The sequence below is a fragment of the Bradyrhizobium sp. AZCC 1577 genome (genome assembly GCF_036924575.1).
In the GTDB taxonomy this organism is placed as follows: domain Bacteria; phylum Pseudomonadota; class Alphaproteobacteria; order Rhizobiales; family Xanthobacteraceae; genus Bradyrhizobium.
On record NZ_JAZHRQ010000001.1, the window covers coordinates 4,821,142 to 4,847,462 of the forward strand.

Below are 26,321 nucleotides of genomic sequence, written 5' to 3' on the forward strand. Positions count from 1 at the left end.
CACCATCGCTCATTTCGCCGGACGCACCTCGACCGAGCCGGTGCCGGTACGGCCGTAGCGCGAGGGGTTGTACATGTCCTCGACATAGGCCTGCGGCAGCACGTATTTGCCGGGCGAGACCGCGCGCACGATGTAAGCCACCGTGAACACCGACTGGTCGTCGCTGGCGCGCTCGATCGCCGCGGTGAAGCGGTCGTCGCGGAACTCGGTATGCTCCGGCTCCTCGCCGTCCTCGATCCAGTCCAGCGTGCCGGAGTCACCGGACGACACCAGGCGCGGGTTGTCGATCTCGAGACCGGCCGGCAGATAGTCGGCCACCATGATGTGCCCGCGTTCCGGCTTGGCCTCGGTGATCTTCAGCACCACCGCGAAGCGATCGTTCTGCTTGGCCTTGGTGACGTCGGCGGGCTTGCCGTCGAGCGAGAAATAGCTGCGCTCGATCTTGAAGCCGTTGGAAGCCGCGGGCTCCGGCGTAACCGGCGAGCCCGAGACCGAGACCACCGCCTGCACCGGCGCATCGCCGGTATTGGTGATCTTGACCGGCTTGCCGGCCACCGCCTCGGCCTTGTAGCTGCGATAGACGGCGGCCTTGACCGGCGATCCATCGATATCGAGCGCCAGCGTTTCCTTTGACAGCGCTCGCGCGGCCAGCACCATCCACGCATTCTCCTGCGTGGAGGTGTAGGGCGTAAGCCCCCGCGCCGCTTCGACCCGCTGAACGGCCTGCGTCAGTGTCGCCCGCGGCGCGTTGCCTTCGCTGGCGAGCGAGACCAGCGCCGCCGCGTCGCGCAGCGCCGAGCCGTAATCGACGCGGCCGAACTCGATTACCGGTTTTGGCGCCAGCGCATCGAGTGCCGCCGCATAGACCCGTTCCGCCCGCGTCTTGTCGCCGACCAGCGCCAGCGCCGCGGCGAGCTGCGATTTCGCAATCGGCGTTGCGAGATTGCTCAGCTTGGTGTCGGCGAGATAGCGGAGATCGCCGATCGGCGCTGCACCATTGCGGGCAAGCACATAGAGGCCGTAGGCCAGATCACGGCCGCCGTCCTTTTCCGGCTCGTTGGCATTGACCACGGAGTTGCGGATACGATCCAGCGCGTTCTTGAACAGCACGTCCGGCACCGCAAAGCCCTTTTCGCGGGCCCGCGTCAGGAAGTCCGTCACATAGGCGTCGAGCCAGGCGTCTTCGCCGCCCGCCGACCACAGCCCGAACGAGCCGTTCGAGCCCTGCCGCGCCAGCAGCCGTTCGATCGCGTCCTTGATGCGCTGGTCGACGGCGGTATCCATCGCCAGGTGCGCGCCGGCCGCCAGATCATTGACATAGAGCAACGGCATTGCGCGGCTCGTGATCTGCTCGGAGCATCCGTGCGGATAGCGATCCAGCGCCTTCAAAATGGTCGCCGCATCGAGTGCGGTGGATAGGCTGACCGACAGCGAGACGCTGCCGGTGCCCGACACGAGGTCGGAGAACATGTCAGGAGTCAGCGTCAGGCTCTCGCCTTTCGCCAATGTCCGGATCGAGCGCCGCGCCAGCACCTGCGTCGCCGCCTTGACGTCGAGCGCATAATGCCGCGTCAGCGTCAGCCCGTTCGGGCCCTTGATGTCGACGTCGAGATTGGCGGTGCCGGCGCCGCCGGCATCGAGCGCCAGCGACATCGAGGTCCGCTGCTTGGCCGCGAGTTTGACCGTCGTGGTCGGATTGCCCGTCACCTTCACGGGTCCCGAGGTCTTCACGCTGATGCTGTAGTCGCCAGGGGCGCCCTCGACATTGTCGAGGTCGAAACTCATGGTGCCCTTATCGCCATTGAGCAGGAAGCGCGGCAGCGTCGCCGTCAGCACGACGGGGTCACGCACCGTGACATCGATGGTGGCGCGGCCAAGCTTGGTCGTGTTCCACGCCACCGCCATCACGCGTGCAGTACCGGCGAACTCCGGAATGTCGAAACTGATCTCGGCGGTGCCGTCGGCGCCAACCGTGACGATGCCGGAATAGAGCGCGAGCGGCTTCTGCGTGGGCGGTGAGCCCTGCAGCTCGGCGCCGGCGGAATCGCCGCCGGTCCTGATCTGGCCGCGGGTACCCTGCATACCGTCGATCAACTGGCCGTAGAGGTCGCGGATTTCGGCCGTCAGGCGGCGCTGGCCGAGATAATAGTCATCGGGTGCCGGCGGCTTGTAGTTGGTCAGGTTGAGAATGCCGACATCGACCGCGGCGACCACGACCTTGGCGTCCTCGCCGGGATTGAGCCCACCCAGCTTGACCGGGATCTTTAAGCTGGTGCCGGGCCGAACCAGCGGTGGCGGCGACAGCGCGACTTGGAGCGTGCGCGCCTTCTTGTCGATCCCGAACCATTTTAGCCCGATCGCCCGTCCGGGCATCCGCAACGCCGCCGCGTCCAGCGGTCGCCGCAGCGTCGCCAGCACATAGGCGCCTGTGCCCCAATCCTTGCCGACGGTCAGTTTGACCTGCTGGGTGCCTTCCTTGACGTCGACGGTCTGGGTCGTCAGCAGGCGGTCGCCGAGCACGTTGATGGTGAGCTTCCCGGCGGTGCGGGCATTGACCGACACCACCATGGTGTCGCCGGAGGCGTATTCCGGCTTGTCGATCGAGGTCTCCAACAGGTCCGGCGTATCGGCGCTGCCGTCGGAATACCAGCCGACGTCGAACTGCACCGAGGTGATCGGGCCATCCGCCTCATTCGATTTGACGTCCAGGCGATAGCGGCCGGGCTCCGGCGCGACCGACACCCGCGCCGCCTTGTCTGATGTCAGCGTCAGGTCGCCATCGGCAACGCGTTTGGTGGATTTGACCGGCTCATATTCCCAGGACGAATTCTGACGATACCACTGATAGCGCGACTCCATCTTCAAGAGTTCGTAGCGCAGGCCGTCGCGCGACAGTTGCTTGCCGTCAGGGCTGACGAAGACCACGTCGAACTCGGCCTTGTCGCCTTCAGCGACGCTCTTGTCGCCGAACAGCGGCTTGATGCCGATCAGGGCCGCGGTCGGCGCCACGGGGAGCACCAGCTTGCGCTCGACCGCGCGGCCGCCGGTCTCCACCATCCGGATGAAGATCTGCGCCTCCTGCGGCTGGGTCGAGGTCGGCGCCTTCGCCAGCGACACCGGGAAGGTCGCAACACCATTGGCGTCGGCCTCCGGCAGGTTCTCGATCGGGGTGCGCTCGTTGGAAGCGGTTTCCTCGTCCTCCACACCGAACTGATAGCCGGGATAGCCGGGCCGCCCGGAGGCTGCGGGGGCGACCAGCATGTCGCCTTCGAGCTGCAGGCCCGACGCCGGCGCACCATAAAGGAACTTGCCAGCGACCTTCAGTTCAACCGGGGTCTCAGCCTTGATCACCTTTTCCTTGGCCGAGACGTCGAATTCGATCCGTTCGGGGATGTAGTCCTCGACCATGAAGGTGGTCTCGCCGACGGACGAGCCCTTGGGGTCGGTAAAGGCGCGCACCCGCCAGGTCCCGGTCGGGACCGCCGAATTGAGCGGCACGGCCATGGAGCGGCCACCCGCGCCCTGGTCGGGGAGCTGGGCGCGGCGGAATTCGACGCCGTCCGGCCGCTCGATCACCAGCGTCAGCGGCCCGCCGGCCAAGGCGTTGCCCTGCCCGTCGCGCAGCAGCGCGGTCAGGTAGACGGTCTCGTTCGACCGGTAGACCCCGCGCTCGGCATAGACGAAGGCGTCGGCGCCAGGCGGCACGATCCGTCCTGACACGCCGCGGTCGGTGAGGTCGAAGGCATTGGTCTTCAGGCTGAGGAAGGCGTAGTCCGCCTTCTCGCTCATCACCGTCAGCAACGCCGGCGAGAGCCCGCCCTCGCCGCGCGCAAGCCCCGCCTCGAACAGCACGTGGCCGGCATCGTCGGTCTTGCGCGTGGCCAGGATCTCGTTGTTGCGCGCGACCAGCCGCACTTCGGCCTTAGATACGGCTTCGGTCGAAGCCAGCGAATTGACGAAGACATGGATGCCGTCATTGCCGGAAAACGCCGTCAAGCCCATGTCGGAGACGATGAACCATTGCGTCGCCAGTGTGCCGTCATCGTCGCTGCTGCTGCCCGGGCCCTTGGCGGCGGCCGTCATCACGTAGACGCCCGGCTGCAGATCTCCGAGCACCTGGTCGACCGGGAAAGCCGTCACGACGTCCTGGTTCAGCGTCGAGGCGGTGGCGAGCTCGCCGGACCAGACCTTGACCCCGCGCTCGTTGCCGAGATCGGAGAGCTGATAGCTGGAGAGCGTCTTCTGAAAATCGCTGTCGACCACCGTGTTGATCAGGTTCCGGTCGCCGATCCGGAACACGTTGACGTTCACCGAAGGCGTGTTGACGCTGACCAGCGGAATGCCGCGCTGGCCGGTGCGCGGCAGCACATAGGCGCGGCCGGTGAAGCGCACGAACGGCTTGCGGTCGCGGACATAGACGTTGAACTCGGCCGATTTCGGCAGGCTCTCCTTCACCGTGGACGGCAGGCCGGCGCGCAGGTTGATGTTGTAGCGCTCGCCATGCTTCAGCCCGTCGACGCAGAGCTGCTTGCCTTCGCTCGTCAGCGCCGGCTTGTCGGTGCCGGCCAGCGCCACGAAGGGCGCGAAATCGACCCGCTTGGCGAGGTCTTCGGAGAACTGGAAACAGGCGCGCGGCGAGGCGCCGTCGGAATCCACGGTATAGTCGAGCAGCCGGAAGCCGTGCTGATCCCGCATCTTCTCGTACTGGCCGCGGACCTCGGCGACCTCACGCATGTCGAGCGACAGCCGCAACGCATCCAGTGCCGGGCGCCACAGCTTGCGCTCGGACATCGCCCGGCCCAGCACGGCCAGCGCATCAGCCTCCTCGGCCTGGTTGCCGGCGCGCTGATAGGCGATGTAGGCCGCGGTCGAGGCGCGCTCATAGAGGAAGGTCTGTTCGCTGGAACTGACGGAGCGGATCTGGAAGATGGTCTTGGCGAGGCGCAGCCAGTTGGCGCTGTCTTCTGGCGTGGTCGCCGCGATCTGGCCGAGGATCTGCAGGCCCACCCGGAAGTCGGCGCGCTTGAAGGCGGCGTCGGCATCGTTGCGCAGCGTCGCGGAGGATTTCGCCACCGGCCCCGCCTCGCTCTTGATCTGGGCCTCCAGCTTCACGGCCGAATCGGCCAGCTCGTCGCGCTTGAACGCCTTGTCCGCGGCCCCTGCCGCCGTCAGGCCAAGCGCCAGCGTGGCGCAAATCACTGTGGCGCGAACCAAACCGATCATGATGGACTCCTTGCCGCGGACAGATGCCGCGTAACGACCAAAAAAGGCGCGAAAAGGTGACGGACTGATGGCAGTGGTGAAGGCTTGCGGAAGGGTCGCATGCATGGCTTAGGCAGTCCGAACGGTCGCGGCCGTCCCGTAGCAGACGGTCAGCGGGGAGGCATGTATATTGGGGCAGGCCCGAGGCTACGGCCCGCCGTCTGGCTTTGTCGCACTCTTGAGGAAATCGGTTCGACCGTCTTGGCGGGAAGGCGGATTTTTCATATTGGCAGTGGTAGAAAGGCTCAAGGCGGCGAGGCCGCCCCGACGGTCCCATAGCTCAACTGGATAGAGTAACGGATTTCTACTCCGTGGGTTGCAGGTTCGAATCCTGCTGGGATCGCCATACCATTTCGCGCTTTTCCGCAATTTCGACTTCATTCTCGTCTCGGTTGGATTCTCGGCTTATGATGCCGGCCAGCGATTGCTTCCGTTGCCCTGACAAAGGATGCGGACGTCATGCCAAAAAAGGGAATCACCGGCCACGACGAATGGGTCGTCACGGAAGCGCTGGCGACGGCGCTGGTCGCACTTGAGCAGCTCGAGCCGACCCAGCAGTCACGCCAGCAGATGGACGATATCCGGAAGCTCTTGGCGGCCAATTGTCAGCCCGGGACCATCAACCTGCATCTCGCCCAGGCCAAGTGCCGGCTGAACCCCCATGCCGATCGCGCCGTCATCTATCGCGAGTACGGATTTCAGGACTGGGAAGTCTGACGAGTGTGCTGCCTGCTGGAATAAGCTCGGAGCGCTGGTGTTCTGTCGTGGGGAGAGGACCGCGATAATTCTGCGAGGAAGGCTGGGAGGATATTGGGATGAAACTGCCGCACGCACCCGCCACGGCAATAGCTCTGACGATTTTGGCCGCGGCGATCGCCCTGCCCGCACCCGCCCGAGCCCAGACCTACGATCCGAGCTACCCCGTTTGCCTGCAGGTCTACCAAGGCTTCGTGGACTACTATTTCGAGTGCCACTATCGAACGATGGCGCAGTGTCAGGCGTCGGCATCGGGCCGCTCCGCGCAATGCGTCGTTAACCCGTACTATGCCGGGCGCGGCAAGCGCCCGAAGCGGTATCAGTCCTATTGAGAATCGGCTCGCTTCGATGAGGCGTGGCTCGCACCTCGCCACTCCCGCCCGCTGTTCACCAGCCGTAGCTGCCTAGCGCCAGCGGCCTTCGTGGTGCCCTAGCCGTTCGCGTCGTGTCGGACTGCAGGCAGCGCCGGGCCGCTTCGATCTCGGCGTCGCTCGCGCCCTTGCTCCGTGCCCAGTGCTCTGCGGCGGGCGCGCTGTATTTCGCCACGTAGTAACGCACGACCGGACACGAAATTCGACGCAAGACACCGGACTGGTCACTCGCAAATGCGGCGCTTGATGTACCCAGACACAGCGCCAGCACACACATCCAACGTAAGGCCATGTGATTCCCCTCTCTATGTCAGAGGGCCATGGCTTTCAGCGACGCATCAAGCCCGATTGTGAGTTCCGCCAACGGAACGGTCGGAGCTGTGCTTAAGCCGCAACTATTACCGTCGTGACGGCGCCGCTCCGCCCGATAAACGCGACTTTCTACAATCATTAAAATTGATTGTTTACGAAAAAGGCCGAACCTGATTGCCGCCCTGGGACAATCCGTTAGCCTGCTTGCCATGGCTGCGTGAACCGTTGGTAGCCGAGATGGAATTCGACCGCCGATCTGTCGCAAGGACGACGATTTCGAAAAGCGCGTTGCTGTTCTTCGACGCTCGGCGCGGTGTCTTCACCTGCCGCGTTCAGGATGTCACGAATTCCGGGGCTGGAATTGAACTCCACGACCTCAACCTGCTGCCCCTAAATTTCGAATTGACCTTCGACAATTTTCACAACATTCGCGAATGCCGCGTAATCTGGCGGCAAGGCGATTTCGTCGGTGTTGCGTTTCAAAACTGATCGATCTGCGACCAGGCGCCATTCCGCATCCGTTGCGCCGACGCGGGCGGTTCACGCGCCAACTCGCTCGAAGCCGCCATCTAGGCGCATCCTGCAAAGCCCAGAAGTCCTGTCAGGCAAGACCGCAGCAGGCAAGACAGGCTTGGAGGCAAAACAGGCTTGGAGACAAAACAGCCTTGGAGAATGGAACTAACAGCGGGGCTCCGCGTCGAATCCCTTCGGTTCCACCGGCACGCAAGCTAATGACGGGCGAGCCGCCTTCGCGTATCGTTTGCGGTCGGTCGTTTCGAGTTTGTGACGGGAGGTCGAACATGTCTTGGGATCGTCCGTTCGCTCAGCCTGTGCCGCTCCCGAAAGGGCCGCCAGCGCAAACCCTGCGAGACGCCGCCGACTACATCAGGACCCTTCCTCAGCCCGAACGCGAACGTCAGGAATGGCGGCTTGCCATCCAGATGCTTATTGATGCCGCCGAAGATCGTGGACCCATGCTGTTCGCGCGCATGGGAATTGTCAGAGCCTTCGAGACGAGTATTGAAACGACGCTCGATGCGGAGCCCCCCAGGATCCCCGCCAAGATCCCCGCCAAGCAAGCTGAAAGAAAGCAAAGCTGAAGGGAGACCGTGACGCCGGCATCTGAACCCAGGTCAACGTCACGCAGATGGCGCCGGAGAGCATGAAGACGCTTCAAGCCCGCATTTCCAAATCGAACGAGAACTCGCGCTCGCAGGCGAAGTGCAAGCCACGCCGCCACCGAACGACCGTAGACCTGCCTAGCTAGGCTACATTCCTAATTCGGAAATCATCGATCCGCTTGCCGGATTTCAGTTTTGCAGCGAGCCAGCGAGGCGTCTTCCCTCGGCCTGCCCACGTCTCGGACGGCCGATCGGGATTCCGGAATTTCGGAACGACCGTCGGATATGGACGCCGCCCTGTCGATGATTTCGTGCGCTCAGCTTCGACCACGCCCTTGAGCTGCTTCAGGCGATCTTCAAGGAGGCGCTTCTCTGCAAGCAGAGTCGTTGCAAGCCTGGCGGTTACTTCTTCGTGGAGTGCCCACAGCTCATCCGTGGACATTGATTTTAAGGCTTTCCGGTTCACGACCGTCCCCAATCATGATTCGATGACTATCATCGTTGGTTGCAAAACATGAGTAGAATAGGGCTGATTTAGAACCTCCCTCGGGCAGAAAAGTTCCATCCCTTGGCATCGTGACACACAACCATAACGGAATCCGCTCGAAGATGCACCAAGAAGCTGCGCCAAATTTTCTTCGCCCGCAATCATTAAGGAAGCGCCGGCGGCGACCATCGCCCATAATAGCCGAGCGCGCGTCTCCCTGGGGTAGGTGATAGGAGCGGCACCCGGCTATTCGGGCCGCGCGGCGGTGCGGCCTGAACAGGAACTCATTTATGATTTAAGGGAACTTTAAAAAGCCATTGAATCATAACGATTTTATCGGAACGCAAATCGCCGATCAGGCACTGAGCTTTTGCCGCGGAACCGAACCGGCCGCAAACGACCACGAAATAGCCTGGCGTGAGGAAACGCAACGCTCTCGACACGTTTCCCCGGTCTCATGAATGAACGGCCGAGCGCGAGGCCCCCTTGAGTCCGCCACCACCCGAATTCGATCGCGACGAGGCGCTGGTGTGTATGGCGCTGGCGTTCTGCCTGGCCGGTGCATCGACCAGCATCATCTACCGGCTGCTGGGTTGAGGGGGTCCGGACGGATCAGTGAGCCACTGTGCGCATGCCGACGAGCGCGTGGCGCGCTTTTGGTTTTGCGATGTGATGGCGCCGATGAAGCGAGGTAAGCGGCGGCTCGCGGTCAGGAGTAGACGAGGCCCGGAGTGCCTAGGAGTCCGGGCCTCGTGGCCTCCAGTGGTAGCGCGCGTCGTGATGAACGAGCGCCCTGCCCCCCGCTGCAAGCGAGGGCGTTATAGATCGGCGTTACGTGCACAGCCAATCCGTACGAGTACGGTGAGCGGGCGCCGCACGGTTCTGTGTGACAAATTGATCAGCAAAACGCGGTAGCGCGGATCGCATGCAATATCCGGGCTGCCGACACTGCATTCCGTCCCGCTCTAAGCGAGCTACGCCAGGCGCAGCCATTCGCCCGCCTCTACCGCTTATCGAACGGAATATACTGATGATACTCTTTCGGCACCGAGCTCCGGTAACGAGCGGGCACCGTGCCGCGGTCGATCGAACGGTCGATCTCCTGCTGCCGCGTCATCTTGGCCGGTTTCTTTTTCTTCGGCGCCGCCTTCTCCTTTTCGGCCGCGGCGGCTTCCGGCGCGGCGGGGGACGGCGTTGCCGTTGCCGCAGTGCCGCCATCCGGCGCGCCCTGCGCCAGCGCGACGGCCGGCAGGAGTACGAGTGCCGCCGCCGACGCGGCCAGCACAAGACGACATGGCTTTTGCATGGAAAGCTCCAGTTCGGGCCCGCTCCGTTTCCAGGCTGATCCTATTACGTCCGCACACGTCCGCACACCGGGATTTTGGCGAGGCGAACGGGCATGGACCGGCTATGCTTGACCCGGCTGCAGGTCGTAAAAACGAACGCGAGCCGGCTGCACTGCCAGTCCGGACCAAGCGCTGCGCTCAAGACCGGCTCCGGTTTGGACAGACCAGGCGCAAAGAAACCGATGGCGCAGGCCAGTGAGACGATGGCGGCGGCGAGAACGAGGTTCTTGCGGGTCCACCAATTGTGCGGCATGGCGGTCGCTCCTGTTTCGAAAGCGCGGAGCATAAGATCACTCCACCGCGGTGCCTGTGAACGGCTTCACACTACACGGATTTGTGCGCGAGCCCCGATGGACGCGGAAATGGGGTATAACTGGCGCAAATCCGTTGCGCGCGCACAACGCTTGATCGACATTGCCCTCGGGGCGAGCGCGTGTGCGGGGCGTGCGATGGACGAGCAGGAAGCGAGCTACGACTACCATCGCTACAAGCAATTGCTGGCGGAAGCGGTCGACGAGACCAAACGGCTCGAGCTGATCGAAATCATGATCAGGGAAAAGGCCCGCGACAGGCTCGAGGCGCAGCGGATCGCGGACCGCGTAGCGATGACCGCTATGACGGTTGCGCGCGTCCTTGGACCTGGGGGTCGTCGCGATAATATCTAGAAGAGCGATCACTTCTCCGAAGCGAGCATCACCAGCGAGCCGACCACCCCGATCAGCGCACAGGCGAGAAGGCCATATTGAAGGATCGCCAGCGCCTGCCTTGGGGCTTCGGTCGCCGTTGCCATCTCGTGGAGCAGCCAAGCTGACGTAATCCCGCTTATCAGGATCAGTTTGGACCATTTGCTGCTCACGCAAGCCTCCCCTGCTTTACCCGACCCTTTTCGACGCTGGTATTTTGCCTCGGGTTCACTTACCTAGTCCCCATTCCGCGCGCGTGGCGCGTCCAACCCCAAGAGTGAAAGCGACAAGGCCTCTTTTATGAGTGGATTCAAGGAACCGAGCTTCGCGGACCGCCAGAAGGCCGCCCAGCAGGCGCGGCAGAACATCCTGAACAAGTTTCGCACCCAGCCGGGACCCGACGATCCCGAGGTGAAGCGCCGCCAGGCCGAGCGCGAGGCCGTCGCCGCCGCCCGTGCCAAGGCGAGAGAGGCCAAGGAAGCCGAAAAGGCCGAACAGAAACGTCGCGAGGCCGAGGCCGCCGCGGCGGAGGCCGCCAGGTTAGCCCGCGAGAAGGAAGAAGAGGCCGCCAGGCTGGCGGCGCTGGAGGCTGAGCAAAAGGCCAAGCGCGACGCGCGTTACGCCGCGCGCAAGACCAAGGGCAAGAAGAAATAGGCACGATGCTGATCGCCGTTTCTTGCCGGCGACAGATGCAGCCCCTTCATTCCGGGATCGTGCGCAAGCGCCAGATCCCAGGTGCGGAATTGCGCACCTGGGCATCTCGAGATTCTCAGATGCGCAATCGCGCATCATAGTTCGATGCCGCGCATCGCCCCGGAATGATGGTGCGGCTCAGTTCTTCTTCATGCCGTCTTCTTTTTTCATGCCGTCGTGCTTCATGCCTTCCTTCTTCATCATACCGTCCTCTTTCTTCATGCCGTCCTTGGACATGGACTCCTTCTTCATGCCGTCGCCCTTGCCCATCTTGTCCTGAGCGAAGGCGGCTGGCGCGAACGCGAGGCCGAGCGAAACAAGCGCGGCAGAAAGGCCGAGGCCGATACGGGTCGTGGTGGTGGTCATGGGATGGTGGTCCTTGGTTTGGGTTGGCTTCTCGAAAGCGACGTCTGCCGCTTCTCCAACGACGATGGCGCGACCGGTTTTGTTACCGGCCACGTCCCAAAGTTCCGCAATTCTCACGGTTAGTTGAAGCGAACACATTCAGTTAATATGGGGCTGAAGCCGGTCCGGATTGCCGATCCAAGAACCGTTTGCAGGAAACAAACCATGCTCACGCGCCGCCATGTCATCGCATCTGCACTCGCCGCGCCCGCCGTGCTTCGTTTCGGCACCGGCACGGCCCATGCGGCCACCACGCTGAAGATCTCGCATCAGTTTCCGGGCGGCACCATCGACAAGGGCGACTTCCGCGACCGGCTGTGCCGCACCTTCGCCGCCGAAGTCGCCAAACGCAGCGACGGCGAGATCGCAGCCGATGTCTATCCGAACTCCTCGCTGGTCAAGACCAACGCGCAGTTCTCGGCAATGCGCAAGGGCGCTCTCGATATCAGCCTCTACCCGATGCCGTATGCCGGAGGCGAGCTGCCGGAAACCAATATCGGCCTGATGCCGGGCCTGGTCGCAACCTACGACCAGGGTCTGCGCTGGAAGAACGCGCCGGTCGGCAAGGCGCTGACCGACTTCCTCGCCGACAAGGGCATTATCCTTCTCACATGGGTCTGGCAGGCCGGCGGCGTCGCCAGCCGCTCTCGACCGATCGTTGCACCTGACGACGCCAAGGGGCTGAAAGTGCGCGGCGGCTCGCGTGAAATGGATGTGGTGCTTAAGACCGCGGGTGCCTCGGTCCTGTCGATGCCATCGAACGAAATCTACGCCGCAATGCAGAGCGGCGCCTGCGATGCCGGAATCACCTCCTCCACCAGCCTGATCTCGTTCCGCCTCGCGGAGGTCGCCAAATCGCTGACCTCGGGCGCCGGCGCCTCCTATTGGTTCATGCTGGAGCCATTGATGATGTCGAAGGCAATCTTCGACAAGCTACCCAAGAAGCAGCAGGACATCATCCTGACGGTCGGCAGCGAACTGGAAGCGTTCGGCCGCAAGGGCGCGCAGGACGACGATATCGAGGTCGCCAAGGTCTATGAGAAGTCCGGCGCCAAGGTCAGCACGCTCGATGTCGCGACCGTCAGCAAGTGGCGCGACATCGCGCGCGATACCGCCTGGAAGGACTACACCGCCAAGTCGGCGATGTCGGCCAATCTGCTGAAGCTCGCCAGCGACGTCCCCGCATGATGCATGGTCCGCTTCCGGATCAACGCCCCGCGCGCGCCACGATTGAGCCGCCGCCCACCACCTGCAGCAGGTCGGTTCTGACAGCCTCGATATGCTGCTGCAGAAACCGGCAGGCCTGGTCGATCTCTTTCGCCCGGCACAGCTCGATCAGGTGAGCGTGCTCCTTTTCGGCCGTGCCCATCGCCTTGGTATTGGAGAGTTGCAGACGCGTGTAGCGGTCGCTGGTCTGCAAGAGCGCCACGACGATCGCCTTGGTACGCGGCTGCCGGGCGTGAACATATAGTGCCATGTGGAAGTCAGCGTTGAGCTGCCCCCATTCGCTGACGTTGCGCGCCTTGATCGCTTTCTCGAAGCGCTTCTGGATGTCGTCCAGCGCGGCAAAGTCTTGTTCCGCAAAGTGCGGCGCCGACTGCGCCAAGAGCCGCGGCTCCATGATTCCGCGAAGATCGAACACGTCGTTGATTTCGTCCAGCGACAGTTCCGATACGATCGCGCCTTTTTGCGGGACGATGCGCACCAGCCCCTCCGCCTCGAGCTGAAACAGCGCTTCGCGCACTGGAATGCGGCTGACGCCGTATGCCTCGCCCAACGCATCCTGCCGAAGTTGTGAGCCGGCTGGATAAGTCCCGTCGAGAATGGACTGCCTGAGCTGATCGACGATCGCAGCCGACAGCGTCCGGTGCTTCAGAGGGACTTTCATTTGATCTTCCGTCGTCATCGCCGGCCTTTCCGATCGAGGCGGCCCCATTTCGCGTTGAACTGGTCCGCCGCAGCGAAAGCCGAGGCGTCCATAATCTCCATTTGACAAGATTGTATAAATTATACAATTTCGAATGGCACGAGAAATCTTGACGGGCAGCGGGGCTCTTTATGATCGAGCAGGCAATTGCGGACATGCCAGCGTTCAGCGCCCGGGGAATCGTCGTCAGGGCTTCGAGTCTGCTGCTCGCTTTCGAGCGCATCGCCCTGATGGGGCTGATGTATCTGCTGACGGCGCTGATCCTGGTGAATGTCGTCACCCGCTATTCGCACTTCCCGATCTACTGGATCGATGAATCCGCGGTCTATTGCGTGGTCTGGCTGACCTTCATCGGCGCCTCCGCGATGACGCGGCTCAGACTCGACTTCGCCGTCACCATGATGACCGAGCGCCTCTCGGCGCGGCATCAGAAGTTCGCGAAGGTCATCGCGACCGGCATGGTCGTCGTGTTCGGCGTGGCGCTGATCATCACCTGCTTCCTCTGGATGGATCCGATCGGGCTTGCCCGCGCCGGCTTCGACGCGCGCAAGCTCGCCGCCGAGACATTCAACTTCCTCTACACCGAGCGCACCCAAACGCTGAACTGGCCGACCTGGGTGCTCTATTTGACGCTGCCGATCTTCGCGGTCTCCATGACCATTCACGGCGTGGCAAACCTGCTCGAAGATCTCGAACTGGTGCCACGGACGCCGCCGAAGGGTTTTCAACTCTCAGAACTCGACGGGGTCAACTAGTGATCACGTCAGCCGCCTTCATCGCGATCATGTTGGTCGGGGTACCGATCGGCCTTTGCCTCTGCCTGGCCGGGCTCGTCTTCATCATCGCGTCAGGCAATCCGGTGCTGTATCAATCCTACCCGCTGCAGCTCTTCGGCGGGGTCGACAGCTACGGCCTGATCGCGATCCCGCTGTTCATCCTGATCGGCGAAATCATGAACGGCGGCGGCATTACCCGGCGCATCGTCGACATGGCGATGGCCTTTGTCGGCTCGCTGAAGGGCGGGCTGGCCTACGTCAATATCCTTGCCAACATGTTCATCTCCTCCATCCTGGGATCTGCGACCGCGCAAGTCGCGATCATGGCGCAGATCATGGTGCCGGAGATGGAAAAGAAGGGCTACGACAAGACCTTCGCGGCCGGCTTGACCGCCTATGGCGGCATGCTCGGGCCGATCATTCCACCCTCGGTGATGTTCGTCGTCTACAGCGTGCTGGCGCAGGTATCGGTCAGCGACATGCTGATTGCCGGCATCGTGCCGGGCGTGATCCTGACCGCGATGTTCTGCATCGCCATCGCACTGATGGGATACGTCTACAACTATCCCAAGGCCGATTATCAGACGCCGCGGCAGCGGCTGGCGACGATCCTGCGGACATCGCCGACGCTCCTGATTCCGATCGTGATCGTCGGCAGCATTCTCGGCGGGCTCGCCAACGCGACGGAGTCCGCGGCCGTCGGCGCGGTAGCCGCCGCTCTCGTCGGAAAATTCTGGACCAAGGAGTTCAGGTTTTCGCAGCTCCCGCAGATGATGCTGCGCGCAGGCGTCTACTCGGCCATCGTGCTGTTCCTGGTCGCGGCGGCCGCCGTGTTCTCCTGGGTGCTGGTGTTCGGCAAGGTGCCGCAGGAGACCGCCGCATGGATCCAGTCGGTCGCCAAGGATCCCGTCAGCTTCATGCTGCTTTGCAACGTGATCCTGCTGGTGATCGGTACGGTCATCGACGGCATTCCCGGCCTGATCATGACGGTGCCGATTCTGCTGCCGGTCGCGACCGAGATCTATCACATCGACCCACGCCAGTTCGGCGTCGTCGTGGTGATCAACCTGGTGCTTGGATTGCTGTCGCCCCCGGTCGGTCTTTGCTTCTTCGTGGCGGCAGCCGTAACCGGCGCCAAGCCCGGCAAGATGTTCATCGTGACGCTGCCGCTGTTCGGCATCTCCTGCATCCTGCTGGTGCTGCTCTCGCTCTATCCCTCCCTCTCCCTCGTCCTCATCAAGTAGGTCCAAACCCCTCAAGGAGCATTGTCATGTCGCTTTCACGTCGCCGCTTCCTTGCCGCCAGCGCGGCCGTGCCGCTGTTCGCGCCGTCGTTGGCGCTGGCGCAAGCCAAGGAATTCCGCCTCGGCCTGATCACGCCCAACGGTCATTCCTGGAACAAGGCGGCCTTAAAGCTCGGCGACGACCTCAAGGCTGCTACCAACGGCCGCCTGACCATGACGGTGTTTCACTCCGGCCAGCTCGGCAATGAGCCGGCGATGATGCAGCAATTGCAGTCCGGCGCGCTCGACATGGGCTTCATCCAGGCCGCCGAGCTCGGCTCGCGCGTGCCGCATATCGCAGCGATCAACGCGCCCTACATCGTGCGCTCGACGCCGTCGGTCGCCAAATTCGTTCGCCATCCGGCCGCGATCAAGCTGTTCGAGGTGCTGCCGCAGGAAACCGGCACGATCGGCCTCGGCTGGGGCATCACCGGCATGCGCGCCATCTTCTCGTCGAAGGACCTGACGACCTTGGCCGATATCAAGGGCATGAAGCTGCGCATCAACCCGACGCCGGTCTATCGCGATTTCTATTCGTCTCTGGGCGCGGCGCCGACGCCGATCCCGACGCCGCAGGTGTTTGACGCCATGGCGAACGGCCAGGTCGACGGCCTCGAGGCGGACTTGGAGTTCTCCTGGAACCAGCGCTTCGACAAGGTGTCGAAAGTCATCCTGCAGATGAATGCCGTCTTCATGCCGATGGCAGCGATCGTCTCCGGCCGCGTCTGGCAATCGCTGCCGGCGGCCGACCGCGAGCTGATCACCAAGACCGTCAAATCGACGCTCGATGCGCAGATCGATGAATTGGCCGGCAATGAGCCCAAGCTGATCGAGAACTTTAAGAACGCGCCGATCCCGATCCGTCAGGTCCCGGCCGGGGATACCGAAGCGGTCATTGCCGAATTCGACAAGGTCTGGCTGCCCAAGGCCCCGGTCCTTGCCGAGTTGCGCAAAGTCGGCGCGACGCTCTGATCCCATCCCATCGTTTTCAAGCCAAAGCCCGGCGGATTCATCAGTCCGCCGCAACAATTCCAATGGAGCTAAACAAATGAGCCCACGCATTTCCTGGGAAGGCGTCTTCCCGGCGGTCACCACGCAATTCAATGACGACCTGTCGCTCAATATCGATGCGACCGCCAAGGTCATGGACGGCCTGATCCGCGACGGCGTTTCCGGATTGATCGTCTGCGGATCCGTCGGCGAGAACACTTCGCTGGAGCGCAAGGAGAAGGTCGCGATCATGGAAGCCGCGAAATCCGTCGCAGCGGGTCGCGTGCCCGTGCTGTGCGGCATCGCCGAGTTCACGACCGCCTTCGCCGTCGAAACCGCCAAGGAAGCGGCGCGCGTCGGCATCGACGGCGTGATGGTGATGCCGGCGCTGGTCTATTCGTCCAAACCGCACGAGACTGCCGCACATTTCCGCGCGGTCGCCACGGCGACCGACCTGCCGGTGATGCTCTACAACAATCCGCCGATCTACAAGAACGACGTCACGCCGGACATTCTGGCCTCGCTCGCCGACGTCGAGACCGTCGTCTGCTTCAAGGACTCCTCCGGCGACACACGGCGCTTCATCGACACCCGCAACATGGTTGGTGACCGTTTCGTCCTGTTTGCTGGCCTCGACGACGTCATCGTCGAGAGCGTCGCCATGGGCGCGGTCGGCTGGGTCTCCGGCATGTCGAACGCTTTCCCGCGCGAGGGCGAGACCTTGTTCCGCCTCGCCAAGGCGGGGCGCTATGCCGAGGCGATGCCGCTGTACGAATGGTTCATGCCGCTATTGCACCTCGATGCCCGTCCGGACCTCGTCCAGTGCATCAAGCTTTGCGAGCACATCATGGGCCGCGGCACCGCGCTGACCCGTCCGCCGCGGCTGGCGCTGCTGCCGCACGAGAAAGCAGAGGTCGAAGCGATGATGGCGAAAGCGCTCAAGAACCGGCCGGTGCTGCCGAACGTCGGCCTAAAGGCCGCGTAAGCGGCCTACTTGGCGGCCCGCGCCTTCGCGTTCAGCGCCGCAGCAACGCGGCTGACCGGCGGGCGGCCGATCAGCCCACTGACGACATTGGTTGCAGCGACCAGCTTTGCCATATCGACGCCGGTCGCAATGCCTATGCCTTCGAGCATGTAGACCACATCCTCGGTTGCGACATTTCCCGTCGCGCCGGGGGCGTAGGGACATCCGCCAAGACCGCCGGCGGCGGAGTCGATCACGCGGCAGCCCTCTTCCATCCCGGCGTAGAGATTGGCGAGTGCCTGGCCATAGGTATCGTGGAAATGCATCGCCAGATTGGCCATCGGCACATGGCCGGCGACCGCGCGCAATAGCTGCCGCGCCTTCGAGGGCGTGCCGACGCCGATGGTGTCGCCGAGCGAGATTTCGTAACAGCCGAGATCCCACAACACCTTTGCGACATCGACCACCGCCTGCGGCTTGATCTCGCCCTCATAGGGACAGCCGAGCACAGTGGAGATGTAGCCGCGCACCCGGACGCCATCGGCCCTCGCGCGGGCGAGCACCGGCTTGAAGCGTTCGATCGATTCCGCGATCGAACAATTGATGTTGGCGCGGGAAAAGCTTTCCGACGCCGCAGCGAATACCGCGATCAGTTTGGCGCCGGCGGCCTGAGAAGCCTCGTAGCCCTTCTCGTTCGGCACCAATACCGGCAGTTCGCAATTCGTATGGTGGTTGACGCCCCGCAACACCTCGGCCGATCCGACCATCTGCGGGATCGCCTTTGGAGAGACGAAGGCGCCGACCTCGACGGTGTGGAGGCCCGCGCCGATCAATGCCTCAATGAACGCGATCCGGTCGGCGACGCTGATCGGCGTCTTCTCGTTCTGCAGCCCGTCGCGCGGGCCGACCTCGACAATGTGAACGCCTTCGCTCATGACACAGCCGCCGGTTCGATTTCGGCGAGCTCGACGCCTTCGCCGACGATATCGCCGACCTTGCACCTGATTTTCTTCAACACGCCCGCAAACGGCGCACGCAGGGTCTGCTCCATCTTCATGACTTCCAGCGTCAGGATCGCCGCGCCCTTCTCGAGCGTCGCGCCTTCCTCGGCCAGCAGTGCCACCACGGTCCCCGGCAGCGGCGCCACGATCTTGTCCTCGCCGACCAGTTCCTCCGTCTCGCCGCCGAACGGATCGACCCAATGCAGATCGAAGCGGCCGTTCCGGGTGCGGAGGTAAAGCTCGTGGCCTTCGATCACGGCCGTGACGCGCGATTTTATGCCCTCGATCGTCAGATCGAAGCTGCCTTCTTCCGCGGGCGACGTCGCGAAAACGAACTCATGCTTGCCGATGGTCAGTTTCGATGCACCATTGCCATAGTGCAGCGTCACCCCGTGTTCGGTGCCCTGCCCCTGACGGAAGGAGAACACCCGCTTTCGCTGGCCGACCGGCATCCAGCCAAACGTCTGCCAGGGTGAATGCGCTTGCTTTCGCGCGGCGTTCTGCTCATCGACAACAATTGCCGCTACCGCGGCACAAAGCTCGAGGTCCCCTGCCGTTCCCGACGATTCCGTCAGCTTCTTCAGTTCGCGCTCGATGAAGCCGGTGTCGATGGTATTGGCGCGCACCTGCGGGTGCGTCACCAGCGCGGACAGGAACGCAATGTTGGTGACGATGCCGCGGACGTCGGTCTCTTCCAGCCCACGGTTCAGCCGCTCGATCGCCGCCTGCCGGGTCGGCGCCCATGCGATGACCTTGGCAAGCATGGCATCGTAGTATGGCGACACCGCATCGCCGCTGCGGTAGCCTGCATCGATCCGCAGGCCGTCGACCGCCTCAGGCGTGCGCCAGGTCCTGATCCGACCGACCGACGGCATAAAATTCTTCTGCGGATTCTCGGCATAGACCCGCGCCTCGATGGCGTGTCCGTTCAGCTTGATCTCGTTCTGCGCCAACGGCAGCGTTTCGCCGAACGCCACCCGCAACTGCCATTCGACGAGGTCGACGCCGGTGATGAGTTCGGTCACGGGATGCTCGACCTGCAGGCGGGTGTTCATTTCGATGAAGAACACCTCCTTGCCGTCGGAGACGAATTCGATGGTGCCGGCGCCGACATAATTGACCGCGGCAGCCGCCTTGCGCGCAGCCGCGCAGACTGTTTCGCGTTGCTTGGCGTCCAGCGTCGGCGACGGCGCCTCCTCGATCACCTTCTGGTGCCGCCGCTGCAGCGTGCATTCGCGCTCCCAGAGCGAGAGCAGATTGCCGTGGCTGTCGCCGATGATCTGCACCTCGATGTGCCGGGGGTTTTGCACGAATTTCTCGATCAGCATGCGATCGTCGCCGAACGCAGCCTTCGCTTCGCGTTTGGCGCTGACGATCGCCGCCGCAAGCTCGCCGGCCGAATTGACCACGCGCATGCCCCGCCCACCGCCGCCGGCGGAAGCCTTGACCAGCACGGGGAATCCGATCTTCTCGGCGGCCTTCGCAAGCGTCGCCTCGTCCTGGGCCTCGCCGTGATAGCCGGGCACCAATGGCACGCCAGCCTTTTCCATCAGCGCTTTCGAGCCGGACTTCGAGCCCATCGCCGTCATCATCTCGGCCGTGGGGCCCACGAACACCAGCCCGGCATTCAGGCAGGCCTGCGCGAATTCGGCATTTTCAGACAGAAAACCGTAGCCGGGATGCACCGCCTCGGCGCCGGTCTGGCGCGCCGCTTCGATCACGCGCTCGACGTTGAGATAGCTGTCTCGCGCCCGGGCCGGTCCAAGCAGCACGGCCTCGTCGGCCATGGCGACGTGCATGGCGTCGCGGTCGGCCTCGGAGTAGACGGCGACAGTGCGCAGGCCCATGGCGCGGGCGGAACGGATCACACGGCAGGCAATCTCGCCGCGGTTGGCGATCAGGAGGGTGCGAAAACGCCGGTAAAGTTTCGAGCGGTCCATCATCACATCCTGAACAGGCCGAATTTCGTGGGTTCAATCGGCGCGTTGGCCGCGGCGGACAGCCCAAGGCCCAGCACCAGGCGGGTGTCGGCGGGATCGATCACGCCATCATCCCACAGCCGCGCGGTGGCGTAATAGGGATTGCCCTGGCTTTCATACTGGGCACGGATCGGTGCGCGGAACTTGTCCTCTTCCTCGGCCGACCAGCTTTCGCCCTTCGCCTCGATATTGTCGCGGCGGACCTGGCTCAGCACCATGGAGGCCTGTTCACCGCCCATTACCGAAATACGCGCGTTTGGCCACATCCAGAGGAAACGCGGAGAATAGGCGCGGCCAGACATGCCGTAATTTCCGGCGCCATAGGAGCCGCCGATCACGACAGTGAATTTCGGCACGCCGGCGGTCGCGACCGCCGTCACCAGCTTGGCGCCATCGCGCGCGATGCCACCGGCCTCGTATTTCTTGCCCACCATGAAGCCGGTGATGTTCTGCAAAAACACCAGTGGAATATTGCGCTGGCAGCACAGCTCGATGAAGTGCGCGCCCTTCAGCGAACTCTCGCTGAACAGGATGCCATTGTTGGCGATGATGCCGACCGGATAACCCCAGATATGGGCGAAGCCGCAAATCAGCGTCGCGCCGTAGAGCTTCTTGAACTCGTCGAACTCCGAGCCGTCGACGATCCGCGCGATGATATCGTGCACGTCGAACGGTTTTCTGCCGTCGGCGGGGACGACGCCGTAGATTTCCTCGGCGGGAAACAGCGGCTCCCGCGGCTCGCGCATGTTCAGCACCGCGCGCGTCGGCGGCTTCAGCATGGCGACGATGCGCCGGGCGATTCCGATCGCATGTGCATCATTCTGCGCATAGTGATCGGTGACGCCGGAGTGGCGGGAATGCACGTCGGCGCCGCCGAGCTCTTCGGCGGATACCACCTCGCCGGTCGCGGCCTTCACCAACGGCGGACCGCCGAGGAAGATGGTGCCCTGATTGCGCACGATGATGCTCTCGTCCGACATCGCCGGCACATAGGCGCCGCCCGCGGTGCACGAGCCCATCACGATCGCGATCTGCGGGATGCCCTGCGAGGACATCTGCGCCTGGTTGTAGAAGATGCGGCCGAAATGCCGCTCGTCCGGAAAGATCTCGTCTTGCATCGGCAGGAAGGCGCCGCCGGAATCGACCATGTAGACGCAGGGCAAATTGTTCTGGCGCGCGATATCCTGCGCGCGCAGATGCTTCTTCACCGTCATCGGATAGTAGGTGCCGCCCTTGATGGTGGCGTCGTTGGCGACGATCACGCATTCACGGCCCGAAATACGTCCCACCCCGGTAATGACGCTCGCAGAATGGACGTCGCCGCCATAGAGCCCGTGGGCTGCGAGCGGCGATAGTTCGAGAAACGCCGTGCCGGGATCGACCAGCAGGTCGACGCGTTCGCGCGCCAGCATCTTGCCCCTCGATGTATGCCGCTTACGCGACACCTCGCCGCCACCGCCGGCGACCACCTTGAGCTTCTCGCGCAGTTCGGCCACGAGACCCCGCATCACATCGGCATTGCGGGCAAACTCGGAGGATGCAGGATCGATGGTGGAATGAAGCGGCATGATCGGCGTTTTCTTTGGATGCGAGGGAGCCGTTGGAACGGCTTCAGGACGGCCGGAACGTAACGTTCGAGGAAGATATGACAGCCTGTATCATCTTTGCCTCGATGTGAAGTTCAAGCCGTCTTTTCGAACAGCTCCCGGCCGATCAGCATGCGGCGGATTTCGCTGGTGCCGGCGCCAATCTCGTAGAGTTTGGCGTCGCGCAACAGCCGCCCGGTCGGGTAGTCGTTGATATAGCCGTTGCCGCCGAGGAGCTGGATGGCGTCGAGCGCGCATTGCGTCGCCTTCTCCGCGGCGTAGAGGATCGCACCGGCGGCGTCCTCGCGCGTGGTCTCGCCGCGGTCGCAGGCTTTTGCCACGGCGTACACGTAGGCGCGCGAGGCGTTCATCGTGGTGTACATGTCGGCTATCTTGCCCTGCACCAGCTGGAAGCTGCCGATCGGCTCACCGAACTGCTTGCGCTCGTGCACGTAGGGCAGCACCACGTCCATGCAGGCCTGCATGATGCCGATCGGCCCCGCCGCCAGCACCGCGCGCTCATAGTCGAGGCCGCTCATCAACACATTGGCGCCACGGCCGACCTCGCTGAGCACATTCTCTTCCGGCACCTCGCAATCCTCAAACAGCAGTTCGCAGGTGTCGGAGCCGCGCATGCCGAGCTTGTCGAGTTTCTGCGCCGTGGAAAAGCCCTTCATGCCCTTTTCGATGAGGAAGGCGGTGATGCCGCGCGGGCCGGCGTTAGGATCAGTCTTGGCGTAGACCACCAGCGTGTCCGCCTCAGGGCCGTTGGTGATCCACATCTTGTTGCCGTTCAGCACGAAGCGGTCGCCCTTCTTTTCGGCGCGGGTCTTCATCGAGACCACGTCCGAGCCAGCACCCGGCTCCGACATCGCGAGCGAGCCGACATGCTCGCCCGAGATGAGCTTCGGCAGGTATTTGCGCTTCTGTGCATCACTGCCGTTGCGGCGGATCTGGTTGACGCAGAGGTTGGAATGGGCGCCGTAGGACAGGCCGACGGAGGCGGATGCCCGCGACATTTCTTCCAGTGCGATGCAGTGCTCAAGATAACCGAGACCGGCGCCGCCATATTCCTCTTCCACCGTGATGCCGTGCAGGCCGAGCGCGCCGATCCTGGGCCAGAGATCGCGTGGGAACTGATTGCTGCGGTCGATCTCGGCGGCGCGCGGGGCGATTTCGTTTTGCGAAAACGCATGCACGGTCTCGCGAATTGCGTCCGCAGTCTCGCCGAGGTCGAAGTTGAGAAGCAGCGCCCTGTTTGAGGCCATCGTTCCACCCTTGCATATCTTCGAATTAAACGATCATACGTTTTTTTACTATCCTCGCAAGTGGGACATATTGAGGCTCAAATGAACGCCGCAGAAAATTGAAATTACTATCTTTTCGTGCCAGAATTATACGGCCGCTTGCTCGTTTCAAGGGCGGCGAACGCCCTCCACTCTCAGAGGCCAAATGGCGCGGACGATCGGCTCACACGGCCCCAAGACGATGGAGGCGATCCGCAAAGCCGGGCTGCGCCTGATCTTCGAGCACGGCTACGCGGCGATGAGCCTGCGCCAGCTTGCGGCCGAAGTCGGGATCCAGTCGGGCTCGCTCTACAATCACATCTCGACCAAGCAGGAATTGCTGTTCGTGCTGGTACGGGACCACATCAACGAGCTGCTGCGCCAGCTCGATCGCGCCCTGCAGGGGAAACAGGGGCCGGCCGACAAGCTCCGCGCCTTCGTCGCCTTTCACGTCAGCTACCACATGACCAAGAAGCGCGAGGTCTTCATCGCCAATTCCGAGCTGCGAAGCCTGGAGCAGAAGAACTACGAGGAGATCGTGGCGCTGCGCGGCGCCTATGAGCGGCGGCTTGCGGAAATTCTCACCGAGGGTGTCGCGGAAGGCGAGTTCGAGGTCGTTGACATCCAGGTGGCGACGTTTGCGATCCTGTCGCTCCTGACCGGCCTCACTGCCTGGTACCGGCCCGGCGGGCGGCTCACCAAGGAGGCGATCGTCGCCGCCCATGAGAAGCTGGTACTATCCGGCGTCGCTCCTGGCGCGACGGTTGACCGGGCGCAAACCAAGCGCGCGCCCTCCCCTGATGTCACGGCTCGCGGCAGGCCGGAGGGCGGATGAGGTGCCGATGACGGAACGTCAACCCCTCGACGAATTCGACCTAAAAATCCTGTCCGAGTTGCAGAAGGACGGACGCATCCGCAACAATGAGCTGGCTGATAGAGTCGGCCTGTCGGAGCCTCCGTGCCGGCGGCGCGTTCGGTCCTTGCGCGAGCGCGGCTATGTCAGTGCTATCCGAGCCACGCTCGACGAAAAGCTCCTTGGTTATGAGGTTATTTCCTACGTATTGATTCAGTTGCAGAGCCAGGCTCAGGCGACGTTGCAGGCGTTCGAAAAATCGATCGCGGCAATACCGCTGGTCCAGCAGAGCTGGCGCATTTCGGGCGACGCCGATTATCTGCTCAAATGCGTGGCGCGAAACGTCGAGGGCATGCACCAGCAGCTTCTGCAATTTTCAGCGATGCCCGAGGTCCGCAATATCAGAACCTTCCCGGTGCTTGGCGTCGCCAAGGATGCGCCGCTGCCGATATCCCCAAGTCCGGCGGCATCTGACCCGGCACAGTAGTCCTGGCCGCAACACCCTCGCGTCGCACGACCGGAAAGCGTGCCGGCCGGGCTCTCTCAGTGGGTCCAGGGCTCGACGCGCTTGAAGGCGAAATTGTCGGCGTAAGCGGCCGGCCGGCGCACCGAATCCTTGGGCTCGATCACCTGGTAGGCGATGCCCTTGCGCTCGCAATATGCGATCGCGTCTTCCTTGGTGTCGAAGCGCAAGGTGAGCTGCTGCTTCATGTCGGAGGATGAGGTCCAGCCCATCAGCGGCTCGATCGCCTGCGGCTGCTCGGGCTCGTAATCGAGTTGCCATTCCTGGGTCTTGGCCCTTCCCGATTGCATCGCGTTCTTGGCAGGCTTGAAAATGCGGGCGGTCATTGGATGGTCGGGTCCTCAAGCGATATGCGACATGGAAGCGTTTGGTGGAAACGGCCGGGATAGTATAGAGACACCTTTCAGGAATTTGATCGGTGATTCCAGAAATCCGGCTGTACCATTTCCGTACCGGTATAGTCATTATGCCGTACTGTGACAATCCAGGGCTATCCGGCGCCCAGGACCCGGTCTTGCGGCACGATCCTCCCGAAAGCATCACGAAGCGGCACCCATGAAAATCAACGCCACCCTGCCAGAAAAAGGACGCGACCTCCGGCTCGACCTGTTTCGCGGAGTCGCGAACTGGGCGATCTATCTGGACCATATTCCAGACAATGTCGTGAACTGGATCACCACCCGCAATTACGGGTTTAGCGACGCCGCCGACCTGTTCGTCTTCATTTCCGGCTATACCGCCTCATTCGTCTATGCCCGGATGATGCTCGAGCGCGGCTTCATTGTCGGCGCCACCCGGCTGACCAAACGCGTCTGGCAGCTTTATGTCGCCCACATCATCCTGTTCGTGATCTATATCGCCTCGATCAGCTATCTCGCCCTGCGCTTCGGCGATTCCCAACTGGTCAACGACTTCAATGTGGTCGGCCTGATCGACAACGCCACCGAAACCCTGCGGCAGGGACTGTTCCTGAAGTTCAAGCCGGTCAATCTCGACGTGCTGCCGCTCTACATCGTGCTGATGGGTCTGTTCCCGCCGGTGCTATGGATCATGCTGCGCCAGCCCAACTGGACCATGGTGGCGGCAATCGTGCTGTGGCTGGTGTCGCGGCAGACCGGCTGGAACCTGCCCGCCTACCCGCAGGGTACATGGTACTTCAATCCGTTCGCCTGGCAGGTGCTGTTCGTATTCGGCGCATGGTGCGCCTTAGGCGGCGCCCGCAACAACCTCGCGATCATCAACGCGCCTATCACGCTGTATCTGTGCATCGGCTATCTGATCTTCGCCCTGATCATGACCATGGCCGGCCGATTCCCGACTTTCGGCGAAATGTTCCCGCAGTGGCTGTATTCGACGTTCAATCCCAACGACAAGACCAACCTCGCGCCGTATCGCTTCCTGCACTTCGTGGCGATCGTGATCCTGATCATCCGCTTCGTGCCGAAGGAATGGCCGGGGCTGGAGTGGAGGATTTTCGATCCGCTGGTGGTCTGCGGCCAGCAGTCGCTCGCCGTATTCTGCGTCGGCGTGTTCCTGTCGTTCGTCGGGCATTTCGAACTGTCGATGAGCTCGGGCTCGCTGTTCGCGCAGATCTTCGTCAGCGTGACCGGCATCGCGATCATGACCATCGTCGCCTACTACATTTCCTGGTCAAAGCGGCAGGACAAGCCGCTGAAGCCGGCGGCGCCGAAGGCCGCCTGAGCGGCTCTCGGCTGGTC

The 26,321-nt window shown here is 62.9% G+C and carries 27 protein-coding genes and 1 tRNA gene; 15 read left to right on the forward strand and 13 right to left on the reverse strand.

Features of this window, described 5'->3' with window-relative positions; genetic code table 11:
* Positions 1-9 precede the first annotated feature (9 nt).
* The gene (locus tag V1278_RS22835; protein WP_334382273.1) at positions 10-5,223 is read right to left on the reverse strand and encodes an alpha-2-macroglobulin family protein; all 5,214 of its coding nucleotides are present in this window, start codon (positions 5,221-5,223) and stop codon (positions 10-12) included.
* Positions 5,224-5,531: 308 nt separating this feature from the next.
* Between V1278_RS22835 and V1278_RS22840 the strand changes: the two genes are divergently transcribed.
* The 3 genes from V1278_RS22840 (at position 5,532) to V1278_RS22850 (ending at position 6,350) form a co-directional block, all read left to right on the forward strand.
* Positions 5,532-5,608: transfer RNA gene (locus V1278_RS22840), tRNA-Arg, on the forward strand.
* Positions 5,609-5,721: 113 nt separating this feature from the next.
* Positions 5,722-5,979: a hypothetical protein gene (locus tag V1278_RS22845; protein ID WP_028346177.1), complete on the forward strand. Its 258-nt coding sequence runs from the start codon at positions 5,722-5,724 to the stop codon at positions 5,977-5,979.
* A gap of 98 nt (positions 5,980-6,077) precedes the next feature.
* Entirely contained in the window at positions 6,078-6,350 is a 273-nt protein-coding gene (locus V1278_RS22850; protein WP_334382274.1) for a DUF3551 domain-containing protein, read from the forward strand.
* 55 nt (positions 6,351-6,405) lie between these two features.
* Here V1278_RS22850 and V1278_RS22855 read toward each other — a convergent pair whose 3' ends face one another.
* Positions 6,406-6,681, reverse strand: a complete 276-nt coding sequence (locus V1278_RS22855; protein WP_334362451.1) for a hypothetical protein — start codon at positions 6,679-6,681, stop codon at positions 6,406-6,408.
* Positions 6,682-6,938: 257 nt separating this feature from the next.
* On the opposite strand from V1278_RS22855, the gene V1278_RS22860 reads away from it, so the two are divergent.
* Both V1278_RS22860 and V1278_RS22865 read left to right on the forward strand, forming a co-directional pair.
* Positions 6,939-7,190 (forward strand): PilZ domain-containing protein, encoded by a 252-nt coding sequence (locus V1278_RS22860; protein WP_334362450.1) that lies wholly within the window; start codon positions 6,939-6,941, stop codon positions 7,188-7,190.
* Between the two features lie 311 nt (positions 7,191-7,501).
* Positions 7,502-7,801: a hypothetical protein gene (locus V1278_RS22865; protein ID WP_334382275.1), complete on the forward strand. Its 300-nt coding sequence runs from the start codon at positions 7,502-7,504 to the stop codon at positions 7,799-7,801.
* Positions 7,802-7,964: 163 nt separating this feature from the next.
* On the opposite strand, the gene V1278_RS22870 is transcribed toward V1278_RS22865, so the two are convergent.
* The 3 genes from V1278_RS22870 to V1278_RS22880 form a co-directional block, all read right to left on the reverse strand.
* Positions 7,965-8,288, reverse strand: coding sequence for an H-NS histone family protein (locus V1278_RS22870; protein WP_334362449.1), 324 nt, complete (start codon positions 8,286-8,288; stop codon positions 7,965-7,967).
* Positions 8,289-9,312: 1,024 nt separating this feature from the next.
* Positions 9,313-9,615 (reverse strand): hypothetical protein, encoded by a 303-nt coding sequence (locus V1278_RS22875; RefSeq protein WP_334382276.1) that lies wholly within the window; start codon positions 9,613-9,615, stop codon positions 9,313-9,315.
* 44 nt (positions 9,616-9,659) lie between these two features.
* Positions 9,660-9,908, reverse strand: coding sequence for a hypothetical protein (locus V1278_RS22880; RefSeq protein WP_334368893.1), 249 nt, complete (start codon positions 9,906-9,908; stop codon positions 9,660-9,662).
* A gap of 109 nt (positions 9,909-10,017) precedes the next feature.
* Here V1278_RS22880 and V1278_RS22885 point away from each other — a divergent pair, with 109 nt between their 5' ends.
* Positions 10,018-10,320, forward strand: a complete 303-nt coding sequence (locus tag V1278_RS22885; protein WP_442893746.1) for a hypothetical protein — start codon at positions 10,018-10,020, stop codon at positions 10,318-10,320.
* 8 nt (positions 10,321-10,328) lie between these two features.
* On the opposite strand, the gene V1278_RS22890 is transcribed toward V1278_RS22885, so the two are convergent.
* Positions 10,329-10,511, reverse strand: a complete 183-nt coding sequence (locus V1278_RS22890; protein WP_334382277.1) for a hypothetical protein — start codon at positions 10,509-10,511, stop codon at positions 10,329-10,331.
* 127 nt (positions 10,512-10,638) lie between these two features.
* Between V1278_RS22890 and V1278_RS22895 the strand changes: the two genes are divergently transcribed.
* Complete coding sequence (locus V1278_RS22895; RefSeq protein ID WP_334368889.1) at positions 10,639-10,992, forward strand: DUF6481 family protein; 354 nt, start codon at positions 10,639-10,641, stop codon at positions 10,990-10,992.
* Between the two features lie 177 nt (positions 10,993-11,169).
* Here V1278_RS22895 and V1278_RS22900 read toward each other — a convergent pair whose 3' ends face one another.
* On the reverse strand, positions 11,170-11,397 hold the full coding sequence (locus V1278_RS22900; protein WP_057844241.1) for a pentapeptide MXKDX repeat protein: 228 nt from the start codon (positions 11,395-11,397) through the stop codon (positions 11,170-11,172).
* A 204-nt stretch (positions 11,398-11,601) separates the two neighbouring features.
* On the opposite strand from V1278_RS22900, the gene dctP reads away from it, so the two are divergent.
* Entirely contained in the window at positions 11,602-12,624 is a 1,023-nt protein-coding gene (gene dctP / locus V1278_RS22905) for a TRAP transporter substrate-binding protein DctP (protein ID WP_334382278.1), read from the forward strand.
* Between the two features lie 19 nt (positions 12,625-12,643).
* On the opposite strand, the gene V1278_RS22910 is transcribed toward dctP, so the two are convergent.
* Positions 12,644-13,324: a GntR family transcriptional regulator gene (locus tag V1278_RS22910; RefSeq protein WP_334368887.1), complete on the reverse strand. Its 681-nt coding sequence runs from the start codon at positions 13,322-13,324 to the stop codon at positions 12,644-12,646.
* Positions 13,325-13,518: 194 nt separating this feature from the next.
* Here V1278_RS22910 and V1278_RS22915 point away from each other — a divergent pair, with 194 nt between their 5' ends.
* The 4 genes from V1278_RS22915 (at position 13,519) to V1278_RS22930 (ending at position 17,396) form a co-directional block, all read left to right on the forward strand.
* On the forward strand, positions 13,519-14,118 hold the full coding sequence (locus tag V1278_RS22915) for a TRAP transporter small permease (protein ID WP_334382279.1): 600 nt from the start codon (positions 13,519-13,521) through the stop codon (positions 14,116-14,118).
* Positions 14,118-15,383, forward strand: a complete 1,266-nt coding sequence (locus V1278_RS22920; protein WP_334382280.1) for a TRAP transporter large permease — start codon at positions 14,118-14,120, stop codon at positions 15,381-15,383. Before V1278_RS22915 ends, V1278_RS22920 begins: the two co-directional genes overlap by 1 nt.
* Positions 15,384-15,409: 26 nt before the next feature.
* Entirely contained in the window at positions 15,410-16,393 is a 984-nt protein-coding gene (locus V1278_RS22925; RefSeq protein WP_334382281.1) for a TRAP transporter substrate-binding protein, read from the forward strand.
* A gap of 76 nt (positions 16,394-16,469) precedes the next feature.
* On the forward strand, positions 16,470-17,396 hold the full coding sequence (locus V1278_RS22930) for a dihydrodipicolinate synthase family protein (protein ID WP_334382282.1): 927 nt from the start codon (positions 16,470-16,472) through the stop codon (positions 17,394-17,396).
* A 5-nt stretch (positions 17,397-17,401) separates the two neighbouring features.
* Here the strand turns inward: V1278_RS22930 and V1278_RS22935 are convergent, their stop codons facing one another.
* The 4 genes from V1278_RS22935 to V1278_RS22950 all read right to left on the reverse strand — a co-directional run bounded on the left by V1278_RS22935 (position 17,402) and on the right by V1278_RS22950 (position 23,209).
* Positions 17,402-18,310 (reverse strand): hydroxymethylglutaryl-CoA lyase, encoded by a 909-nt coding sequence (locus V1278_RS22935; protein WP_334382283.1) that lies wholly within the window; start codon positions 18,308-18,310, stop codon positions 17,402-17,404.
* Positions 18,307-20,316 carry an acetyl/propionyl/methylcrotonyl-CoA carboxylase subunit alpha gene (locus V1278_RS22940; RefSeq protein ID WP_334382284.1) on the reverse strand — a complete coding sequence of 670 codons (2,010 nt, stop codon included), beginning with the start codon at positions 20,314-20,316 and terminating at the stop codon, positions 18,307-18,309. Before V1278_RS22940 ends, V1278_RS22935 begins: the two co-directional genes overlap by 4 nt.
* Before the next feature lie 2 nt (positions 20,317-20,318).
* A complete protein-coding gene (locus V1278_RS22945) occupies positions 20,319-21,923 on the reverse strand; it encodes a carboxyl transferase domain-containing protein (protein WP_334382285.1) in 1,605 nt (534 codons plus the stop codon).
* Between the two features lie 113 nt (positions 21,924-22,036).
* The gene (locus V1278_RS22950) at positions 22,037-23,209 is read right to left on the reverse strand and encodes an isovaleryl-CoA dehydrogenase (protein ID WP_334382286.1); all 1,173 of its coding nucleotides are present in this window, start codon (positions 23,207-23,209) and stop codon (positions 22,037-22,039) included.
* Positions 23,210-23,393: 184 nt separating this feature from the next.
* On the opposite strand from V1278_RS22950, the gene V1278_RS22955 reads away from it, so the two are divergent.
* Together V1278_RS22955 and V1278_RS22960 are read left to right on the forward strand one after the other, a co-directional pair.
* Positions 23,394-24,062: a TetR/AcrR family transcriptional regulator gene (locus V1278_RS22955; RefSeq protein WP_334382287.1), complete on the forward strand. Its 669-nt coding sequence runs from the start codon at positions 23,394-23,396 to the stop codon at positions 24,060-24,062.
* A 7-nt stretch (positions 24,063-24,069) separates the two neighbouring features.
* The gene (locus tag V1278_RS22960) at positions 24,070-24,567 is read left to right on the forward strand and encodes an Lrp/AsnC family transcriptional regulator (RefSeq protein WP_334368874.1); all 498 of its coding nucleotides are present in this window, start codon (positions 24,070-24,072) and stop codon (positions 24,565-24,567) included.
* Between the two features lie 56 nt (positions 24,568-24,623).
* On the opposite strand, the gene V1278_RS22965 is transcribed toward V1278_RS22960, so the two are convergent.
* Complete coding sequence (locus V1278_RS22965) at positions 24,624-24,929, reverse strand: ETC complex I subunit (RefSeq protein ID WP_334368873.1); 306 nt, start codon at positions 24,927-24,929, stop codon at positions 24,624-24,626.
* 229 nt (positions 24,930-25,158) lie between these two features.
* Between V1278_RS22965 and V1278_RS22970 the strand changes: the two genes are divergently transcribed.
* On the forward strand, positions 25,159-26,304 hold the full coding sequence (locus tag V1278_RS22970) for an OpgC domain-containing protein (protein WP_334368872.1): 1,146 nt from the start codon (positions 25,159-25,161) through the stop codon (positions 26,302-26,304).
* Positions 26,305-26,321: the final 17 nt, after the last annotated feature.

What these genes read in the sequence shown, in the direction of transcription:
- V1278_RS22835 (WP_334382273.1), bottom strand. Translation starts at nt 5,223, where the DNA reads ATGATCGGTTTGGTTCGCGCCACAGTGATTTGCGCCACGCTGGCGCTT.
- V1278_RS22845 (WP_028346177.1), top strand. Translation starts at nt 5,722, where the DNA reads ATGCCAAAAAAGGGAATCACCGGCCACGACGAATGGGTCGTCACGGAA.
- V1278_RS22850 (WP_334382274.1), top strand. Translation starts at nt 6,078, where the DNA reads ATGAAACTGCCGCACGCACCCGCCACGGCAATAGCTCTGACGATTTTG.
- V1278_RS22855 (WP_334362451.1), bottom strand. Translation starts at nt 6,681, where the DNA reads ATGGCCTTACGTTGGATGTGTGTGCTGGCGCTGTGTCTGGGTACATCA.
- V1278_RS22860 (WP_334362450.1), top strand. Translation starts at nt 6,939, where the DNA reads ATGGAATTCGACCGCCGATCTGTCGCAAGGACGACGATTTCGAAAAGC.
- V1278_RS22865 (WP_334382275.1), top strand. Translation starts at nt 7,502, where the DNA reads ATGTCTTGGGATCGTCCGTTCGCTCAGCCTGTGCCGCTCCCGAAAGGG.
- V1278_RS22875 (WP_334382276.1), bottom strand. Translation starts at nt 9,615, where the DNA reads ATGCAAAAGCCATGTCGTCTTGTGCTGGCCGCGTCGGCGGCGGCACTC.
- V1278_RS22880 (WP_334368893.1), bottom strand. Translation starts at nt 9,908, where the DNA reads ATGCCGCACAATTGGTGGACCCGCAAGAACCTCGTTCTCGCCGCCGCC.
- V1278_RS22885 (WP_442893746.1), top strand. Translation starts at nt 10,018, where the DNA reads ATGGGGTATAACTGGCGCAAATCCGTTGCGCGCGCACAACGCTTGATC.
- V1278_RS22895 (WP_334368889.1), top strand. Translation starts at nt 10,639, where the DNA reads ATGAGTGGATTCAAGGAACCGAGCTTCGCGGACCGCCAGAAGGCCGCC.
- V1278_RS22900 (WP_057844241.1), bottom strand. Translation starts at nt 11,397, where the DNA reads ATGACCACCACCACGACCCGTATCGGCCTCGGCCTTTCTGCCGCGCTT.
- dctP (WP_334382278.1), top strand. Translation starts at nt 11,602, where the DNA reads ATGCTCACGCGCCGCCATGTCATCGCATCTGCACTCGCCGCGCCCGCC.
- V1278_RS22910 (WP_334368887.1), bottom strand. Translation starts at nt 13,324, where the DNA reads ATGAAAGTCCCTCTGAAGCACCGGACGCTGTCGGCTGCGATCGTCGAT.
- V1278_RS22915 (WP_334382279.1), top strand. Translation starts at nt 13,519, where the DNA reads ATGCCAGCGTTCAGCGCCCGGGGAATCGTCGTCAGGGCTTCGAGTCTG.
- V1278_RS22925 (WP_334382281.1), top strand. Translation starts at nt 15,410, where the DNA reads ATGTCGCTTTCACGTCGCCGCTTCCTTGCCGCCAGCGCGGCCGTGCCG.
- V1278_RS22930 (WP_334382282.1), top strand. Translation starts at nt 16,470, where the DNA reads ATGAGCCCACGCATTTCCTGGGAAGGCGTCTTCCCGGCGGTCACCACG.
- V1278_RS22935 (WP_334382283.1), bottom strand. Translation starts at nt 18,310, where the DNA reads ATGAGCGAAGGCGTTCACATTGTCGAGGTCGGCCCGCGCGACGGGCTG.
- V1278_RS22940 (WP_334382284.1), bottom strand. Translation starts at nt 20,316, where the DNA reads ATGGACCGCTCGAAACTTTACCGGCGTTTTCGCACCCTCCTGATCGCC.
- V1278_RS22945 (WP_334382285.1), bottom strand. Translation starts at nt 21,923, where the DNA reads ATGCCGCTTCATTCCACCATCGATCCTGCATCCTCCGAGTTTGCCCGC.
- V1278_RS22950 (WP_334382286.1), bottom strand. Translation starts at nt 23,209, where the DNA reads ATGGCCTCAAACAGGGCGCTGCTTCTCAACTTCGACCTCGGCGAGACT.
- V1278_RS22955 (WP_334382287.1), top strand. Translation starts at nt 23,394, where the DNA reads ATGGCGCGGACGATCGGCTCACACGGCCCCAAGACGATGGAGGCGATC.
- V1278_RS22960 (WP_334368874.1), top strand. Translation starts at nt 24,070, where the DNA reads ATGACGGAACGTCAACCCCTCGACGAATTCGACCTAAAAATCCTGTCC.
- V1278_RS22965 (WP_334368873.1), bottom strand. Translation starts at nt 24,929, where the DNA reads ATGACCGCCCGCATTTTCAAGCCTGCCAAGAACGCGATGCAATCGGGA.
- V1278_RS22970 (WP_334368872.1), top strand. Translation starts at nt 25,159, where the DNA reads ATGAAAATCAACGCCACCCTGCCAGAAAAAGGACGCGACCTCCGGCTC.